The organism is Paenibacillus solisilvae (assembly GCF_042656405.1).
GTDB classification, from domain to species: Bacteria; Bacillota; Bacilli; order Paenibacillales; family Paenibacillaceae; genus Paenibacillus_Z; species Paenibacillus_Z solisilvae.
Map to the genome: position 1 here is coordinate 23,796 of NZ_JBHSOW010000042.1, position 18,773 is coordinate 42,568.

An 18,773-nucleotide genomic window follows, 5' to 3' on the forward strand; every position below is an offset into this window, starting at 1 on the left:
GATGAGATGGTAGCAGAACCGAATGAAGCACGGGAAAGCTCGTACCTAATATGATACTAACTGGCGGTAATGCGATAAAAGGCACAGTGCAAAACGTAACCACAGCGGGCACTAGCGTACAGCTTCCAGACTACCCGTGCCGAGAGCTCGCGAAGGACGCGAACACAGGAGTCATTATGCCGAGCCCTCTCGGGGAAAACTTTACCTCACATTTTCCAACAGGGGGCAACATCTTTTATTTCCGCCTGGCCTGGTCGCACAGCCTCAGGCCTCGCAGCATCGTCGAGAGCTCAACACGTAAATGCGGCCAGATTCCGCGTGAACGTAGTGAAAAAACGGGCTATTTCGTTAATTGCTCGAGAATCTCGCGGCCGTCTGCAACCTGCTTCTGGAAGTACGAGCGATACTCCGCAATTTTCTCCGTGGAGAATCCCCCTGCATTCAGCTGCGCCTCGGTATCATTCGCGATTTGATTGAATTGAACCGTGCACGAATCCAGCTTGGTTTGGCCTTGGCTAATCAGCTGCTTCTTCACTTTAGCATCCTTCGCCTTTACATATTGATTGGCAAGCTCGTACAGATCGTTCGTACAGCTGCTCTCAAGTATCTTCAACTTCACTTCAGCAGCCGCTTCGATGGATGCTTTAGTCGCAGCAACCGCTTCGCCACCGCCGACTGATCCGCCGGTTTGACCGTTGTTCGTTCCGTCTGTCTGTCCGCCCGTGTTCTCCGTGGATCCCCCAGTTGAACCACTGTCCGTATGCGTATGACCGACTTGACTCTCCATGTACGTCTTAGAAGCCCCGGTAATACGTTTGGTAACCGAGTCCCACTTGATCACCGTTCCCACGGATTCCGAAATAAACCGTATCGGGACATAGATGGAGCCGTTTAGGATATAGGCGGATTGACCGGATGGCAACGGATTGACAACGCCACCAAACGAGAATTTCGATTGGATCGGGGAGACGGTAAACGTAATGCCGCCTTTAGTGCTCTCCTTGCCAGCTTCCGCCACCGCATTATCCAAATATTCGACCAGATAGGTCGATTCAAGACTGTTCGGTGCGGTTACTATCACTGCTGAGCTCTTTCCATCCCACTCTACATTCTTCAGGAGGGCGTAAGCGATGAACCGAAGTGGCACATACGTCGTCCCTTGAATCGCAAATGCATATTGACCTGCCGGCAGCATAAGATTGCGACCGTCAAAATTCAACGTAACCGAAAGCGATTGCGATTTGACTGGCTTCGAAGCCTTGCCAGTAGCAGCCGAAGCAGAGGTACCTCCAATACCGGTGAATAACAGGAATGCGATCATTCCAGTAAATATACGTCCAGTAAACATCGATGAACCTCCTTATGATTTTAATGCACTCTTAATATGGCTGATGGCTTGACTGCGCATAGACGATTTGACGCTGTCGTATTGGCTGCGCCATGTCTGCTCAATAGATGCTGATGAAATACCTGTATCCTTGAATTCCGCATGAGCGGTGCTCATCAACGAGCTGAATTTCGTATCACAAGTGGATTCAGCTTTCGCGATCTGCACGAGAAGCGCCTGTTGCTTAGCGTTAATCGTTCCTTCGCTTTTATCCTTATTCGCTTTGATTGCTGCCACGACCTCACTTGTATTGGCATTCGCTTCTCCTTGGCAAGATGCCTTAAGCGACGCTAGCTCCGACTCGTACTTGGCTTTAATCTTCACGAATAGTGCGTTGTCCGAATCCGTCGCCTTACCCGTGTCGTCCGTTTCCGTTGGCGCTGGTTTGTTATCCGCAACCGTCGTTTCCGAAGTGTTATCCTTTTCGGAACCGCTTTCGGTTTTCGACACTACTGGTGTCGAGGACGGCCCCTTCAGCTTCCCCTCAGCTTCCAGCTGCTTCTTTATCTGTGCCCGCTCCTTCGGATCTTCAATACCGATGAGCTCAATCGGATAATCAGGATCTAGAATGAGCAGTTCTTTGTTGTATTTAACCGTGATCGAACGGAGCAGTTCGATCTCTTCCTTGGTCAGCTTCTTGAGCAACAAATCGCGAATAGTCTGCTTCTCTTCATTCGTCAACTTCTCGGTCGATTGACCTAGTAGCGAGTACATTTCTCTCATGGACAAACCGGACTTAAGCAAGATGGCTGCTGCATCGACGGCATCCTGTGTCTTGATGGATTTGCCCGCAATCTGCTCCGCTTTGCTTACCGCACCATCCAAGGCAGAAGGAAGCTCAGCTTCCTTGCCTTCCACTGGAGGAACAGTTGTTGATCCATCCGTCGATACTTGCCCCGAGGATGCTACCGTATGGCGAGTCTTAATATCACCTAAATCAATTGACGTTAGCTTCCAATATAAGAACACGATCCCTCCGCCGATTAATAAGAGGAGAACGCCGAATGTGATCCCTGTTATCTTCCAAAATTTCTTCATTGTCTCAACCTCTTCGCTCTTTGAATCGAATAGACATGACCAATCTACAAGAGCAGCTGAAAAAAAATAAGACCGGACGGAGATGGAATCTCCGCCCGGCTATTTAGATCAAGCTACATCTGTTCTTCAGTGGTGAAACCAAGTGAACGATAGATGATAACGGCTGCCTCAGCTCGAGTAGCATCCGCAGTCGGCAGGAATTTCCCTTTGTTACCTACAATGAGTTCATGGTTTGCGGCGAAAGCAACACCTGAACGCAGCGATAAATGAACGCCTGTACTATCCGTAAACTTCGCAAGCTCGGAGGCGACATCCTTCACATCAACCGCGCCTTTGGCCACCTTCAATGCACGTGTAATCATCGTTGCCATTTCCGCGCGCGTAATCCGAGCATTCGGTTCGAATTTACCCGGTGCCCGGCCATTAATAATGCCGGTTTGGTAAGCCACTTGTACATAAGGGGCGAACCATTCATTTCCTTTGACGTCTTCAAATTGCTCTACCGCATCATTCAGCTCCAGGTTAAAGGCACGAACGACCATCTTCGCAAACTCGGCACGCGTTATGCGTTCATTTGGACCGAAGATGCCTGGCGCCATGCCTTCCGTAATTCCTTTGGATGCGGCTGCCTCGATCGCCTTGCCTGCCCAAGCACGTACGCTTTCCAGATCTCGGAATGTGGCTTTATTCTCAATAACGGTGTACGGCGAGAAGTGAGGGAATGACTCTTCGATGTATCCGCCATTCACATCCCCGCCGACAGGCGTATACGAATTGCCTTCGAGCCTTACAACGGTAACCAGATCTGGATTAGCCGTAGAAGGAATCGGGAATTGGATGTGAATCGGATCGCTGAAAGTGTTCTTCTGTACGCCGCCCGTCTTCACGCCGAATTCAAAGACAGGTGTCAACGGATTCAGACCGCTTGGTGCCGGCAGTTTATTAACAGTAAGGTCAAGATCTTCGGTGAATTCCTTAACCGGAGTTATGATGTTCAAGCCATAGACTTTCACCTTGATCTTACTGATTGAAGCGGAATCAAGAGCATCAAGAACATTCTTCGAAAGCGGAAGCTCTGTCGAATCAACAGCTATATTTCCTAGATCGAAGGTAAAATAGGCGCTATCGAGTACACTAATATTACCGCCAATTGAGGTCAATTTCGCCACCAATGCAGCAAGTGTTGCTTCGAAGGCGTTGATTTTCTTGATAATATCATCCACGTCTGGCTCGAATATCGCTTTACCGCCCTCGACTTTAACCGACTTGGACAGATCATATGTATTGACCTTCTCAAGTGCAGCAAGTGCAAGTGCTTCAGCTTGCTTAATCAATGCAGCTTTCGTCGCGTCATCGGCAGAAGCGAGCTTGGATTGGATATCTGCGAAGTCTTTGTTAAACTGCTCTAGAATTCCGTCCACTGTCGGCGGCGTAACGATTATCACCCCACCACCACCGCCGCCGGTGCTTACAGCTGTGAGTGTAACTTGCTTGGAAAAGATGACCTTGTTCAAGAACATAGCTTCGATAACCGCCGTTCCGGTCGTTCCACTCGGTAAAGTGACAATACCATTTACAGTTACATTAACAGATGTATCACCGTTCTTTTTCGACCATGTTATCGGAGCACTTGCGGGCACGTCTCTGCCGAGCACGTTAAGGGTATACGTATGAGTCCGGCCGTCGCTGCTAACCACTACTTTTTCTTGCGCTTCCGAACGAATATAAGCCACAAGCAGAGCATTAAACGCTGGGCCTTCCTTGGTTAGAGCTGCCCGGAAGTTGGCAATCGACGCATTGATATCACCGCCGGTAACGCCTAGATTTCCTAGAATGGCGCTGACATCATAACTAGTGTCAGTCACTACGGAATTAATGACATTGCCGATGAAGGCATTACGCTCCGTCTCGCTAGCTACAATGACTACTAATTGGGAATCCGATTTGGCAGCCAGGTGATTGCGGAACGTTCCTTCCAATCCCGGTTTAGTACCATTGCCAAGTAGGAAGGTAAGGATTTGATCAATCGTTAGATTCGGCTGTCCGCCTATCTCCGCAAGTAATTGAATGGCCGAACGATATTCCGGGTTCGAACGAATGGCTTCGAGATCTTCCAGGTTCGGATCATACATAATCGTTCCCACCGCTTTTAAGAACTTAAATAGCGACTCCTTAAAGTGGGCTTCATCTTCCGTATTCACAAAATTTAACTTATCCACGATCTTGTTCCATACCGGGTCAATCAGGCTTCCATTGGCGGCAAACGTTAGTCCGTCAATTTCGGAACGCAAATTTCTTACATCTTGTACGTCTGCCGGATCACCCAGCAGAAGTGCATCATGCACCTTTTGGAGTCGAGCCAGGAATGCATCACTTGGGAATGCTGCATCGGCCGCATAAGCGGTGCCGGCCCCGAATTTCGCAGCTATGCCTTTGTCACTTAACGGAAACCCACCAAGCGTCGTAGCCAGCAGCGCTGCTGCAAGCCCCACCGATATTGCTGTTTTTCTTAATTCCATGTCTATCACTCCTCCTAAATAACTTCTTGAGAATACTGGCTTTTATTATGAAAAACAGGTCTGCCTACCGGATAGTAAGCAAGGCCTGTATTCCGAATTTGGTCAAGGCTGAAGACATTGCGTCCATCGATAAGTACTGGACGTGCTAAAGCAGCTTCAACTTGTGCAAGATCCGCCGTTACGAACTCGCTCCATTCCGTCAGCAAACATAGTGCCTCGCTGCCTTGCGCGACATCCATCGCTGCCTCGCACCACGTAATAGACGGATGGTCATACATGCGGCGGAAGCTCTCCATTCCTTTTGGGTCGTATACCTTTACTTTGGCTCCCAATTCAATAAGCCTGTCAATGATTTCTAAGGCTGGAGCTTCGCGAACATCATCTGTTTCCGGCTTAAAGGAAAGCCCCCAAATGCCAATCGTCTTCCCGTATACATTGTCTAGCGCTTGGAACAATTTATCGAGAACACCGAAGCGCTGATGACGGTTTACTTCCACTACAGCCTTCAGAAGCTTGAAGTCGTACTCCACGTTACCCGCAATTTGGATAAGCGCCTTCGTATCCTTAGGGAAACAAGACCCTCCATAGCCAATGCCGGCGCGCAAGAATGAAGCACCGATGCGTCGATCCAGCCCCATACCTTTGGCTACCTCGATCACATCCGCGCCTACCTTTTCACATATATTTGCAATTTCATTGATGAACGAGATCTTCGTAGCTAAAAAGGCGTTCGATGCATACTTGATCATCTCTGCGCTCCGAATATCCGTGACAACAATTTCATTCGTAAAGGGAATGTGCAGCTCTTTCAAGAGCTGCGCTGCACGTTCACTCTCAGCACCGATGACAATACGGTCGGGGTGAAGCGTATCCTTCACAGCCGTTCCTTCGCGCAGGAATTCCGGAAGTGATGCTACATCGAACTGACCACTATAATGAGTGGCGATAATCGCGCGTACACGTTCATTCGTTCCTACCGGAACCGTACTTTTTACACAGACCACTTTGTAACCATTCATGGCTTGGGCGATTTCTTTAGCCGCAGCTTCAATATACTGCATATCTGCTTCACCATTCGGAAGTGGCGGGGTTCCTACCGCAATAATGATAAGATCCGCTTCAGCTACAGCTTCAACGGTATCTATCGTGAATTTTAATCTTCCTTGTGCTGCATTACTATTAAGCAGCGGTTGTAAGCCTGGTTCATAGATCGGTACTCTACCATTTCGCAGTATCTCAATCTTAAAAGGATCTTTATCTACACAGGAGACGTTATTTCCTAGCTCCGAATAACAAACACCGGATACCAAACCGACGTATCCGGTACCAATGACTGAAATATTCATATGGTCTCACCACTCCTGATTAAATGCATCTCAAAATATCTTCTTCAACAATCTCACTTCCGGTTTGCACTTCGATAATTTCTAAATCCGATGTAGCACGAGTACTATGTCATCTCACTTGCGGTACCTTAATGACATCGCTAGGTATGACCTTTTTGCACGGTCGAGTTCTTCCTGACCGAACCCTAAGGCATCATAATCCGCAGCAAGCAAAAACTCCATCATGTTTTTCCCAAATTGGCCACTTGCGCCTGATATAAGTACCTTCACATTAACCATATAACCGCTCTCTGTATTGCGATTCATAGTAGCTTGTATAATCGCCGTTTTTGATACGCTGCCACCACGATTGATTGTCAAGATACCATTGAACCGTTTCTTTAATGCCGGTTTCAAAAATATAGACTGGTTGCCAATTTAATTCTCGTGTAATCTTGGTTGGATCAATTGCATAACGACGGTCATGTCCTTTACGATCTTCTACATAGCGGATCAATTCAGTTGATATGCCAATCAAATCGAGAATGATGTTAACGATCTCGATATTCTTGCGTTCATTGTGTCCACCAATATTGTAGACCTCACCTGGCTTGCCGTTGTGAATAACGAGATCGATCGCCGAAGCATGGTCCATAACATGGAGCCAGTCACGCACATTCATGCCGTCACCGTAAACTGGAAGTGCTTTGCCTTCCAATGCATTCGTGATAATGAGTGGGATCAACTTCTCCGGGAAATGGTAAGGTCCATAATTGTTCGAGCAGCGTGTAATGTTCATATTCATACCAAATGTCTCATGATAGGCTCGAACGAGCAAATCGCCGCTTGCTTTACTTGCAGAGTATGGGCTGTTTGGTTCAAGAGGGGTTTCCTCCGTAAAATGTCCCGTTTCTCCAAGGGAACCGTATACTTCGTCTGTAGAAATCTGAACATACTTTTTAAGACTATTGTCTCTAGTAGCATCCAGGAGCACTTGCGTACCAAGAACGTTCGTCTTAATGAAGATATCTGACTCACTAATGCTACGGTCAACATGCGATTCTGCAGCAAAGTTGACGATTACGTCAATGCTGTAATTACGAATTGTATCATTCACGAGCTGTTTATCACAGATATCACCATTTACAAAATGATAATGTGGGTTTTGTTCAACTGAAATAAGGTTTTCCAGATTGCCCGCATATGTGAGTTTATCGAAATTGATAATTTTGTAGTCAGGATATTTGTTCAGCATAAAACGGATGAAGTTACTTCCGATAAATCCGGCTCCACCGGTTACTAATAGATTCATGTGTCTCTTCTCCTATATCGATATGATATTTTCTGCATCCTGAAGACACGGATGTATTTTATCTTTTTCTGATAAAATGACATTTGTCGTTGGCCAGTCGATGCCAAGCAACGGATCTGACCATAAGATGCCGCGATCATGCTCCTTGGAGTAGATTTGGTCTACTTTGTACAGAACCTGGGTATGCGGGGTTATAGTGCAAAAGCCATGAGCGAAGCCTTGGGGAACAAGGATTTGCCGCTTGTTGCTCTCACTAATAATTACGCCTATCCATTGTCCATAAGTTGAAGACCCTTTCCGAATATCGACAACGACATCATAGATGGCACCAGAAACAGCCCTTACCAATTTGGTTTGAGCCATAGGGTCCAATTGATAATGAAGACCTCGAACCGTACCAGCCTCTGCAGAGTAGGATTGGTTATCTTGGATGAATTCATGGGTGATTCTAGCTTCATGGAATTTCTTCTTATTGTAACTTTCAGTAAAGAAGCCGCGATTATCGCCGAATACATCCGTTTCAATGATCAATACACCGTCTAATTTCGTTGTATGATATTCATGTTTTAATCCCTCGCTCTATTTCGTAACAACTACTTGTTTACCAAAAGTCAAATCAAATTCAAGGTCTCTTACAAGTTCATTTGCACGTGCCCAAGAATCATGAGTACCTGCATCTGTCCACCAACCTGAAAGGAGATCATAGGTTAACTCCGCTTGTTGGATATAAGCATTATTGACATCGGTAATCTCCAATTCACCGCGACCTGACGGTTTCAACGTCTTAATTATGTCGAATACTTTAGAATCATACATATAAATACCTGTAACAGCATAAGAGCTTTTCGGCTGCTTAGGTTTTTCTTCAATTCCTTTAATAAAGTTGCCTTCAAGTTCAGCAACACCGTAGCGCTCAGGATCATGAACTTCCTGGAGCAGAATTTTCGCTCCCGTCTCTTGACGTTTGAAATTTTCCACATAAGGAGTCAAGTCATCCGAGAAAACATTATCACCAAGGATTACAACAACTGGCTCATCTCTTACGAAGCTTTGAGCCAATCCTAGAGCTTGAGCGATACCACCCGGTTGATCTTGTACTTTATAAGTGAAGGATGCCCCAAATTCATATCCGCTGCCTAAAAGATTAACGACATCGCCCATATGGTCACGGCCAGTAACGATGAGGATGTCGTTAATGGCAGCAGCTATTAATTTGTAAATCGAATGATAGATCATTGGAAATTTTCCAACGGGAAGTAAATGTTTATTGGTAACCTTCGTAAGAGGATACAGCCTTGATCCTGTACCACCAGCTAGGATAATACCTTTCATTATAATCACTCCTATTATTTTATCTAAATATTTTTGCTTCAAATTGAGATAATTTAAAGTGTTTGGTTAATATTTCTATTTTTGTTATTAGTTTCCTTTGATCCGCAAAAAACACTTGATCTTCGCAGTATATTGTTCACCGGACGCCATATATTCAAAAAAATTAACGATCACGTTTCAATAATCAAGAATAATATGTCGATCATAATTGGTATCAATTCAATTCATGATATATCAGATATATCCTTTCATACTTCTATTGCTCCTTTAGTTTGATTTGAACTCGGATTGCTTTTACTGACTGCTGCTATTGTCTCAAATAACTGCTCATATTGGCCAATAATATATTCCCAAGTATAATTTTCCGCAATTCTTTGGTAAGCCAGCGCTTGCAGTTTCTCTATGTCCGTTTCATCCATTTGTTCTGAGCTAGCTATAAGCTTTGCTAAGTTATCCTTTTCTTTCGAAAAATAAAGTGCACCGTTTTCTCCAACCTCTCGATTAAAAACAACGTCTAATAATAAATTTAATCGAGTACTTGCGAGTGCTTCCAGCAGCGATGGATTTGTACCTCCGACTTCATGTCCATGGAAATAGGCAAATGCATTTTCTCTGATTTTTTTTAAAAGTTCCTGGTTGTATACAGTACCGACAAATTTGATTCTGTTATCCTGCTTAAAATTAGTTTTAAGCAATAATTCATTATAAAAATCATTGCTTTCAACGTTTGAAATAATAACTAAATCTTTATTACTGGTCGATCTCATAAATTCACTTATCATGGTTTCATAATTATTTTCGGGTACAAATCTACCTACGACAAGGTAGTATCCATTTTTTGATATTTTATTTTTTCTTATCCAATCTTGTAATATAAGAGGATCCAAAATCTTGGATCGTTCAAGATCAGCACCGTATGCGATGAAATCAGTAACTGGATGAAAGTGCGCGTACTCACGCTGAATATAATTTTGAATTCCCTTTGAATCACAGATTATTATATCTGCATTCTTTATCATTAGCTTCTCCGAGTATTTCCAATACCACCGGATTGCTTTATTCCATTTGCTTCTCTTCCATTCATGGCCGTCCGGGTTTACATATATTCGGACTCCAAGTTGGTTTAATTTCCATTTATAGTAAGAAAGAAATGGACCGATACGGCAAGCAAGAATATAAATTGTACAATTTGTTAGTTTATTTCGTTTTATGTAAGAGTAGCATTCTTTTAAGCTTAAAACATCATACAAGACCGCTTTGGCGCTTCCGATATTAGGGACAGCAACGTTAAAACATCTTGCGTTATTATGAAAAAATTCATTATAAGAATCAGACATACATGCAACATGATATTTGATTTCTGTACTAACCTTCTTTTCAGTTAACTTCTCAACAAAAGTTTCAAAGCCTCCATAATTAGAAGGAATCCCCTTGGATCCTAAAATAAAAATGTCCATTGTCCACTTCCTTGTTTTTAATCACGCTTGCTTTATTAACAATAAAAAAAGACTGCCTCATATATTTATCAAATGCTGTTAAGAACATTTACCAGCCTATCATTTAGTTTATCCAGACTATAATGTTCTTCAATAACCCTTCTTCCTGCTCTTCCCATTTGTTTACGCAAATTTGGATCATTAACGAGCCTGGCAATCTGCACTGATATCGAGTTGATATCTCTTTCTGGGGCGAGTAATCCGGTTATCTCATCTAGTACAAGTTCAGGAATACCAGTATGCCATGTTGATACAACCGGCAACTCCATAGCCATCCCTTCCATAATGACGACGGGTATCCCCTCCTGATCACCGGTTTTACTGGTTACACTGGGAGCAAGCATAATATCCGATTGTTCCAGTAGTTTTCTTATTTCATCTTGGTTTTTTGCACCCATCAACACAATATTTTTATCCGCATTTAAATGCTTTACCAGCTGTTTCAGTTCTTCTATTAGGGGCCCATCGCCAACAATAATATATTGTAGTTTTGGATATTGGGGAAGAAGATTAGTAACTGAACGGATTCCATATTCAATGCCTTTTTTCTCAACTAATCTTCCAATTGAAATGATTTGGACATCTTCATGACTAAATGTTTTTTGTGAAGTTTTTTTTAGTTTATTGCTGTCCACTCCCATTCTGTGGACAATTATTTTCTCCCTGCTGCAACCAATTTTATATAACCTTTCTTTCCACAAATCACTTATTGGTAAAAACATATCGCCATTTTTAAACAACCGATTGTATATATTGGGTCCATATTCATCTAAATATGTCGTAATATCATACCCATGAAAGACAGTAACAACTTTCCCATTCACTGCGCCAATTTCTCTTAAGAAAACGCCCATGTTCCCATTAGGTCCAAAATGACAATAAATAACGTCATATTTTTGCCGAGTACGTAGAAAGGTTATCGCGTAATAAAATAAATACAACGAAGAAGCCTCTTTTTTATATCTGAAAATATTTAAAGATCTCAGAATCACTTTAGGTTTCTGAAATAGATAAATAATAAAAAGCCCCAGCGCTTTAAGGATTCGCTTGGGTTTATTTGTCGGTATATCGATAAAGTTGCTGGTCTCCATTAGCCGATACTTGTTTACTTCTTGCTGTGTCAGACTTGGTACAGATTGCCGCTTAGCATAGATATCAACTTCATGACCACGATCAATCAATCCAGTTATTTGATGAAGTACAAATGTCTCTGATAGTACAGGAAAATTATTGATAATAAAGGCAATTTTCATATGCTTACCTCTGAACTGATAAATTTTAATTTCCGACTTCTTATTTCTTTTTCAAAAATCGCTAATATAACCAATATATATGAAAAAATAGCACTATTCATCGCAAGCTGGGCTGTTAATAACATATCATTTAAAATGACTAAAGGTAGACTAATTAAAAAAGCTAAAGCATAATAATGATTAGACTTATTAACTAGTTTAATTGCTTGTAAAAAACCTAGAAAATAAAATATTATCCATATAATCAGTCCAGACCAACCAAACTTATATAAAAATGTGATGAAGCCATTATCAATATTGGTTTGTAACTGAATCAAATTCCCGCGATTATCCACCCACTGCATTGGTGCACCGATACCCTTTCCGAGAGGATTATCAATAATTTCCTTCATTGCATAGTTTATAGAATTTTGTCGAGTAGTTAAGGAATTGTTTTGACCATTTGACTCTACCACTTCTTCAAATCGTTGATATACTGTTGATATTTTTTGAGGAACAGGTAAAACTAAAACATAGATATAACTCACTACAACCACAATGAGTAATCCATAAACTAATTTCATCACATTTTTCAAATACGATTTACTGCCTGTGAAAATTTGAGTAATCAAGCAACTCACTGCTACGCAAAAAATTAATGTTCTACTTTCGCCTAATATTAAACTAATACCCATCAATATCAACGAAATTATAATGAAAAATCTCCACTTTGTTTGCAAGATTTTTTCTTTTAGTGCTACTATTAATAAAGGCATTGCGATGATAAAATTCGATTGATTACTTACTGTAGCACGTGTATCATTTGCCCAGTATGTATTGGCATAAAAATCATGGAATAAGGTTGTTTTTGTGTAAAACATTAAAATTACTATCAATGATAAAATGACTGATGAGATTACAGTCACTTTTATAAATGAAACCATTGTTTTTCCTTCCCAGAAAAAGAACATCAACAAATAAACAATATAAGTTGAAAATATTTTTATATCATTAAAATAATATACTAAAGACTGTTCGTAACAAACGATAGTATATATTACCAATAAAGTAATCATTATCATAAATTTTGCAGAAGGAAGAATTATTGCCTTTTTTTCTGTCATGCACCTGAACAAATAAATAATCACCAATAGCCATAACAATAAAGTTGTAATATCAAGCTGGATGATTGGAATTTTCAATAAAAAAAAGTCATAGCTTCCGGCTGGGATTGAAAATAACAAAACTAACGTAGAATAAAAAACAAATCTTGGCTTGATAATTACAAAAAACATCATCAATGCGCCAATTACCAAAACCAGAGATATTGATTCCCTAATTGCCGTAAAATACCCAAGCAAAACTGAGAGAACAATTATTAATGGAATCACTATTACTCGTTTATCTAATTGTATTGCAGTATGATTGCGCATCATTTCACCACCGATAGATTTTTGAGATAATTACCCTTCAGATAGAGTAGGAAGAGCCTGTTTCTTGTGGTTCTGCTGCAAATACCATATGGAAGACCACAGGCTAATAGCTAGGAGTCCATTGGAGACAAGAGCTGCTATTGCAGCACCTTTCCAGGAATATGGAGGTATTAATATCAGGTTAATAAACACACTTACAATTGCAACAATAATTTGGATCACACTACGCAGCTTCTGATGGTCGGAGCCGGTCATAGCATCAGCGGCAAAGAAATGAAAGCAACGAATAAGAGGTATAAAAGCGATCCATCTGAGAACGTCAACCGATTCTTTAAAACTGTCACCTAAAGCAAATACTATTAACGGAGCACACGTCATTAACAAAATACCTGATGTTAAGGATAGAGCTATTGCCGGTATCATTAATTTCCTAGCCAACAGGATGTTATTACCGATACCTCGTCTACCCTGCTCAAAAAATCGTACATATGAAGCTTGTAAAATGGATCTGATTGGAGAAAAGGTAACCTCCATAATTCTTGAAGCCGCCGCATATATCCCCGTATCATTTAAACTGCCTAATTTAGACAACACCGTCTTATCTATATCCGTGTAAAAGCCCTGCGCAGTAGTACTTATCGAGAATAAAAAACCTTCTAGCTTTTCATTAGTGAAATATTTGAGTCTTAGCTTGGGTCTCCCCAGTAGTAGATTGACGACAGTTATAGAGGAGATTGCACAAATTATTGATGATCCAAGATAGTATGCCCCCCATATACTAGCGGTATGATGAGGTTGAAAAAAACAAAAATGTATAGCGGCCAACAAGCGAAGTAAGCCTAACCACACGTTGAATTGTGCCGTCCATTTTAAGCGCTCAAAGGCCTGAAAAGACTGACCCGCAATTTCAGACAATTTCGCAAATAAAATATCTGACGCTCCAATCAAAATAATTAACAGAATTGTGATAGATTTTGCAAATATGATATTTTTGATTAAGACTAAAAATCCAATTAGGATTACTCCAGACAGTACAGTTATTAGAATTGAATTACCCCAATAGTAACTAAATACTGCTTTTTCCCTGGCAATATTTTTGATGAGCAGATTACCAGTTCCCAGACTGGCAAAAGGCGAAATGACCGATGCAACTGCACTAACGGCTACAATAGCACCATAATCACTGATTCCAAGAGATCTGGCCAATAAAATGAAGTAAACCGCCTGAATGAAAATTTTCAAAATAAATCCCGAATTCATCCATAATGTATTAGACAGAAGACTTCTTTCTTCACCTTTTTTCATCTGTTTATTAAGCATGGTATTCTCCCATAATGATTATTAATTGTTTATTTAATGGTTTCAGTTGTGCTATTATATTTTTTCGCCAATAAATAGTCATAAATTTTCTTTAGTTGTTTGAAATGCACTTCATGACTGTATTCTGTTTCTGCTTTTTTTCTTGCATGCGTTCCAAATCGGTTTATCTCGGCATCGCTTAAGCTATTCATATAGTCGATCTTGTCAGCTAGCTCTTGTGCATTCTTGCTCTCGAAAACAAGTCCATTAACATTAGGATCGATATGCTCAGGTATTCCACCAATATTACTGCCGATAACCGGTTTTCCATAGGCAAATGATTCAATTAAGGATAATGGACCATTTTCGTACCATTCAGAAGGCATCACAACGCATTTGGAGCGCTGAATCGTCGTCTGCAACTGAGTTCCGGATACAAATCCCAAGAGCTTGACTCGATCCTCTAAGTCATGATCGGAAATGTATTCTTTAATCGATTCACTCAGCGGACCAGTTCCAGCTATTACTAACTTGACCTGTGTTTTCGTATAGGCAAGTGACTTTAATAAGGTCATAATACCTTTCTCTTCGGACAGCCGACCAAGATAAAGAAAATAACCATCATTTCCATAATAAGGTTGATACTTATCAATATGAACAAAATTAGGAATATGGGTTATTTTACCAGGAGGATAACCCCATTCAATCATCTTTTGTTTATAATACTCACTCGGTGTTATGAAATAATCAATGTAACTATCATAAATTTTCATGAATTTATGAAAGTATGCTTCTAGCATTGATATAGAACTCGCAGATAACGAGTTTTTTACACATTTATTTTTCATAGCATTATAAAACTTTCCATCTTTACATTGTTCGCACACAGTGTTATTTGTCATCATTTTATAATTAGGACACATTACTTTTAAATCATGAACCGTATATACAACAGGAATACGCTTCTGTTTCAAAGGAAACAAAATTGACGGAGATATTTGATGCTGAAATAAATGAAGATGAGAAATATCGATATTTTCATCATCAAGAAGTCTTTTGATATTACGTTTGCTCTCAAAAGAATATATAATATTGGATGCCGATTTTATTTTTTTAAAAAATGACATATTATTGTAATCGACATTTTCTACAAAGTACTCACTATACTTTGTTTTTTCATTTTTAGAATCATCCATGGAAAAGGGAACTACATGGTGACCTTCCGCTTCCAGTTGTTCCTTTAAAGCAAATAGATAAGTTTCACTACCGCCTTTGATATAATAAAATTTGTTAACCAATAACACATTCATAATCGTTCCTCTTTCGTTAAAAATCAGGTGTTTTCAATTCAAAAACATGTTGTATTTGCAACTTCCAATCATATTTTTTTACCGCAAATTCCCTGATCTCCAAAATCTTCTGGTGGTTTTCCCTGCATTCTAATACAAATTGAATGATTTCAGAAAAATCAATTGCGCTATCATTATTGGGAAATTGTTTGACAAAAAATTCATTTCCAGTTAAGCCCATTTCGTTATAAGCATAGATTATCGGAATTCCCCTTGCTACATACTCTTTCATCTTCAAAGTTGAAGCCGTCTCCAAGTTCCTTCTGAATTCTGCCAAGGAAGAGACGGCTACATCCGCGTGGTCAAACAGCTGGTCTAATTCTTTACCATGCTTAAGCCCCGTAAATTGAACTATTTGTTCCAGATTCAGCTGCGTAACCAGTCTTTTAAGACTGGTTACCGATATCCCATCGCCTACAATAGTAAATTTTACATCATAATCTCTTTTTTCTAAGCTGTAATAGTCTTTGATGGACCGAATCAACCTGTCATAACCATGCCAATCAGCTATATTTCCTACACCGATCAGATGAATGATACTACTTTGCGGTACATAGGTTCGATGTGGAACGGATTCCACATCGACCCCATTATCGAGGCAAATAACAGGGATGCCCCAGATAGTTTTGTGATTCATAAAAGTCACAACTTTATCTACTGCATCTTTCATCCGACCTTCTCCTATCTCGCTTATTACTTGGTAAAGCCAATGCTTAAGCCACTTCACATATCTCTTTTCTTTGAAATAGCGCTGTCTAATATTTTTTCTTTCTTCCTGCAAAGGATAGGTGGGGATTTCCAAATAAACTTTTGTTCCTGTCTTCTTTATTTCTCTATAAGTTCGAGCTATCAAAGGGTAGTACTGCTCCCATCTTGAATACAAAAGTTCATACCCTTTCCCAGCCATAAAATTTTTAATAGAAATCATTACTTTACGCCTTCCAAAACCATAAGAGTGAGCAGGAATGACAGTCGTGACTTGACCATGCTCATTTTCAATTACAAAAGTATCCTGGGTATCAAAATATCCAAAGCTGACTTGATGTCCTAATGCTCGCATAGCCTTTACCTGCCATCCATTTTTTTTAAATACACCGGATGATAAATCTTTTATTACACTGGTTATAAATAAAATTTTCATAATTACACAACCTTTATTAAAATGCATTCTTAGATCCGAATAAAATGCCTACCGTTTTTAAAATAATGAACAGATCCAGCCGGATGCTGCGTTGCTGAACATACTTCAAATCCAGCTCTACCATTTCATTGAAGTTCAAATTATTTCGCCCGCTCACCTGCCATAAGCCAGTACAGCCTGGCGTCACCCTCAGCCTCAGCTTGTCATAACTCGTATATTCTGCTACTTCGCGTGAAAGTGGTGGTCTAGGTCCAACAATGGACATGTCACCTCGTATCACGTTCCATAGCTGTGGCAGCTCATCAATGCTGGTTTTTCGTATGAACTTACCCACTTTGGTGATCCGTGGATCTTCCTTCATCTTGAACATCGCGCCGCTAATTTCGTTTTGACTCAACAGTCCATCTAGTAGTTCTTCCGCATTGGAGACCATTGAACGAAATTTATACATGCGAAACGGCTTTTCGTTCTTACCAATTCGAACCTGATAAAAGAAAACAGGACCACGAGGGTCCTCGATCTTGATTACTATAGCGACGACAATAAATAAAGGAATAAGAAAAACCATTCCAATTAATGCGCCTATAATATCCATCGCTCTCTTGGCCATTAGATAAGCTCTTAAATTGCTATTATGTTCTAACGCTAGCGAAGAGTATATATTGGTTTCCAGAGCGATCTCTGTATTGTTCCTTTGTGGAGCCATACCAATTCCCCCTCTTACCGATCAATTATGAGTTTGTTAACCTTTTCACGTTCCAGTATCTCTTCTAAAGCCGTGAGTAATGGCAATCGAAGTTCTTTCCTCTGAAGCGCAAAATCCAAGGTGGTCTTAATATAACCCAGCTTCTCGCCAACATCATAACGAACTCCGTCAAAATCAAAAGCGTAAACGCCTTCTGATTCGTTTAATTTCTGAATCGCATCCGTTAGTTGGATCTCACCACCGGCTCCCGTCTCTTGTTTTTCCAGGAAACCAAATATTGCAGGTGTTAAAACATATCGTCCCATGATAGCGAGATTGGAAGGTGCAGAACCTAGCGGTGGTTTTTCAACAAAATTACGGACTTGAACGAGCTTCGTATCTGCCGGCTCTACTGGATCCACAATGCCGTATCTTTCTGTCTGATCAATGGCAACGGCTTGAACACCGATAACCGATCTCCCCACTTGCTCATATTGGTTCATCAGCTGCTTGGTGCAAGGAATTTCCGCCTGTACGATATCGTCTCCAAGGAGAACAGCAAATGGTTCATCGCCAATGAAATTTTTAGCACACCATACCGCATGCCCCAGCCCTTTGGCTTCTTTTTGCCGAATATAATGTATATTGATTTGCGAGGATTTTTGGACTTCTTTGAGGATATCGTGTTTGCCCTTCTCATAGAGATTTTGTTCCAGTTCGAAAGCAATATCGAAATGGTCTTCAATTGCACGCTTGCCTTTTCCCGTTACGATGATAATGTCTTCTATACCGGATTGGATGGCTTCTTCCACTATGTACTGAATTGTAGGTTTATCAACGATAGGCAACATTTCTTTCGGCATAGCTTTCGTTGCTGGAAGAAATCGCGTTCCAAGTCCGGCGGCAGGAATGATGGCTTTTCTTACCTTTCTCATCTCAATCACCTATCCTTTGATTTTTTATTATTTTTTATTTCCTCTTTTCCCATACTTATCTAGTTGTCAAAAATGCAAGCTATGTCTTCTTATGCCTGTTAGAACGTAAGAAAGCATAGCTTGGACTTTTGCTATCCAAGTTTAGGCATCGAACCCATCCTCACGTCACACCCTTGACGATTTACGTCTAAGGTCTACTAACCCACAGCATGACCGAGTGCCTCCAGTGATATAGGTGCAGGAGACATTACCTGTAGATTCGTCCAGTCAGCGCTCTACGTGCTATTTCT

General features: G+C 40.9%; 15 protein-coding genes. All 15 read right to left on the reverse strand.

The window, feature by feature from the left end; translation table 11 throughout:
* Nucleotides 1–340: 340 nt before the first annotated feature.
* Nucleotides 341–1,348, reverse strand: a complete 1,008-nt coding sequence (locus ACFPYJ_RS12100) for a copper amine oxidase N-terminal domain-containing protein (protein ID WP_379188396.1) — start codon at nucleotides 1,346–1,348, stop codon at nucleotides 341–343.
* Nucleotides 1,349–1,360: 12 nt separating this feature from the next.
* Nucleotides 1,361–2,425: a hypothetical protein gene (locus tag ACFPYJ_RS12105; protein WP_379188397.1), complete on the reverse strand. Its 1,065-nt coding sequence runs from the start codon at nucleotides 2,423–2,425 to the stop codon at nucleotides 1,361–1,363.
* A gap of 113 nt (nucleotides 2,426–2,538) precedes the next feature.
* A complete protein-coding gene (locus ACFPYJ_RS12110; protein WP_379188398.1) occupies nucleotides 2,539–4,944 on the reverse strand; it encodes an S-layer homology domain-containing protein in 2,406 nt (801 codons plus the stop codon).
* 14 nt (nucleotides 4,945–4,958) lie between these two features.
* Nucleotides 4,959–6,290, reverse strand: coding sequence for a UDP-glucose dehydrogenase family protein (locus ACFPYJ_RS12115; protein ID WP_379188399.1), 1,332 nt, complete (start codon nucleotides 6,288–6,290; stop codon nucleotides 4,959–4,961).
* A gap of 271 nt (nucleotides 6,291–6,561) precedes the next feature.
* Complete coding sequence (gene rfbB, locus ACFPYJ_RS12120; protein WP_379188400.1) at nucleotides 6,562–7,581, reverse strand: dTDP-glucose 4,6-dehydratase; 1,020 nt, start codon at nucleotides 7,579–7,581, stop codon at nucleotides 6,562–6,564.
* A 12-nt stretch (nucleotides 7,582–7,593) separates the two neighbouring features.
* Complete coding sequence (gene rfbC / locus ACFPYJ_RS12125) at nucleotides 7,594–8,112, reverse strand: dTDP-4-dehydrorhamnose 3,5-epimerase (RefSeq protein ID WP_379188401.1); 519 nt, start codon at nucleotides 8,110–8,112, stop codon at nucleotides 7,594–7,596.
* A gap of 48 nt (nucleotides 8,113–8,160) precedes the next feature.
* Nucleotides 8,161–8,913, reverse strand: a complete 753-nt coding sequence (locus ACFPYJ_RS12130; RefSeq protein WP_379188402.1) for a sugar phosphate nucleotidyltransferase — start codon at nucleotides 8,911–8,913, stop codon at nucleotides 8,161–8,163.
* A 248-nt stretch (nucleotides 8,914–9,161) separates the two neighbouring features.
* Nucleotides 9,162–10,370 carry a beta 1-4 rhamnosyltransferase Cps2T gene (gene cps2T, locus ACFPYJ_RS12135; protein WP_379188403.1) on the reverse strand — a complete coding sequence of 403 codons (1,209 nt, stop codon included), beginning with the start codon at nucleotides 10,368–10,370 and terminating at the stop codon, nucleotides 9,162–9,164.
* A gap of 68 nt (nucleotides 10,371–10,438) precedes the next feature.
* Nucleotides 10,439–11,662 (reverse strand): glycosyltransferase, encoded by a 1,224-nt coding sequence (locus ACFPYJ_RS12140; RefSeq protein ID WP_379188404.1) that lies wholly within the window; start codon nucleotides 11,660–11,662, stop codon nucleotides 10,439–10,441.
* A complete protein-coding gene (locus ACFPYJ_RS12145; RefSeq protein ID WP_379188405.1) occupies nucleotides 11,659–13,074 on the reverse strand; it encodes an O-antigen ligase family protein in 1,416 nt (471 codons plus the stop codon). The genes ACFPYJ_RS12140 and ACFPYJ_RS12145 overlap by 4 nt, the downstream gene beginning before the upstream one ends.
* A gap of 30 nt (nucleotides 13,075–13,104) precedes the next feature.
* Nucleotides 13,105–14,394 (reverse strand): lipopolysaccharide biosynthesis protein, encoded by a 1,290-nt coding sequence (locus ACFPYJ_RS12150; RefSeq protein WP_379188406.1) that lies wholly within the window; start codon nucleotides 14,392–14,394, stop codon nucleotides 13,105–13,107.
* Between the two features lie 29 nt (nucleotides 14,395–14,423).
* Complete coding sequence (locus ACFPYJ_RS12155; protein ID WP_379188407.1) at nucleotides 14,424–15,683, reverse strand: glycosyltransferase family 4 protein; 1,260 nt, start codon at nucleotides 15,681–15,683, stop codon at nucleotides 14,424–14,426.
* A 16-nt stretch (nucleotides 15,684–15,699) separates the two neighbouring features.
* Entirely contained in the window at nucleotides 15,700–16,863 is a 1,164-nt protein-coding gene (locus ACFPYJ_RS12160; protein WP_379188408.1) for a glycosyltransferase family 4 protein, read from the reverse strand.
* Nucleotides 16,864–16,879: 16 nt separating this feature from the next.
* The gene (locus ACFPYJ_RS12165) at nucleotides 16,880–17,569 is read right to left on the reverse strand and encodes a sugar transferase (protein WP_379188409.1); all 690 of its coding nucleotides are present in this window, start codon (nucleotides 17,567–17,569) and stop codon (nucleotides 16,880–16,882) included.
* A gap of 14 nt (nucleotides 17,570–17,583) precedes the next feature.
* The gene (galU, locus tag ACFPYJ_RS12170; RefSeq protein ID WP_379188410.1) at nucleotides 17,584–18,483 is read right to left on the reverse strand and encodes a UTP--glucose-1-phosphate uridylyltransferase GalU; all 900 of its coding nucleotides are present in this window, start codon (nucleotides 18,481–18,483) and stop codon (nucleotides 17,584–17,586) included.
* Between the last annotated feature and the right edge of the window lie 290 nt (nucleotides 18,484–18,773).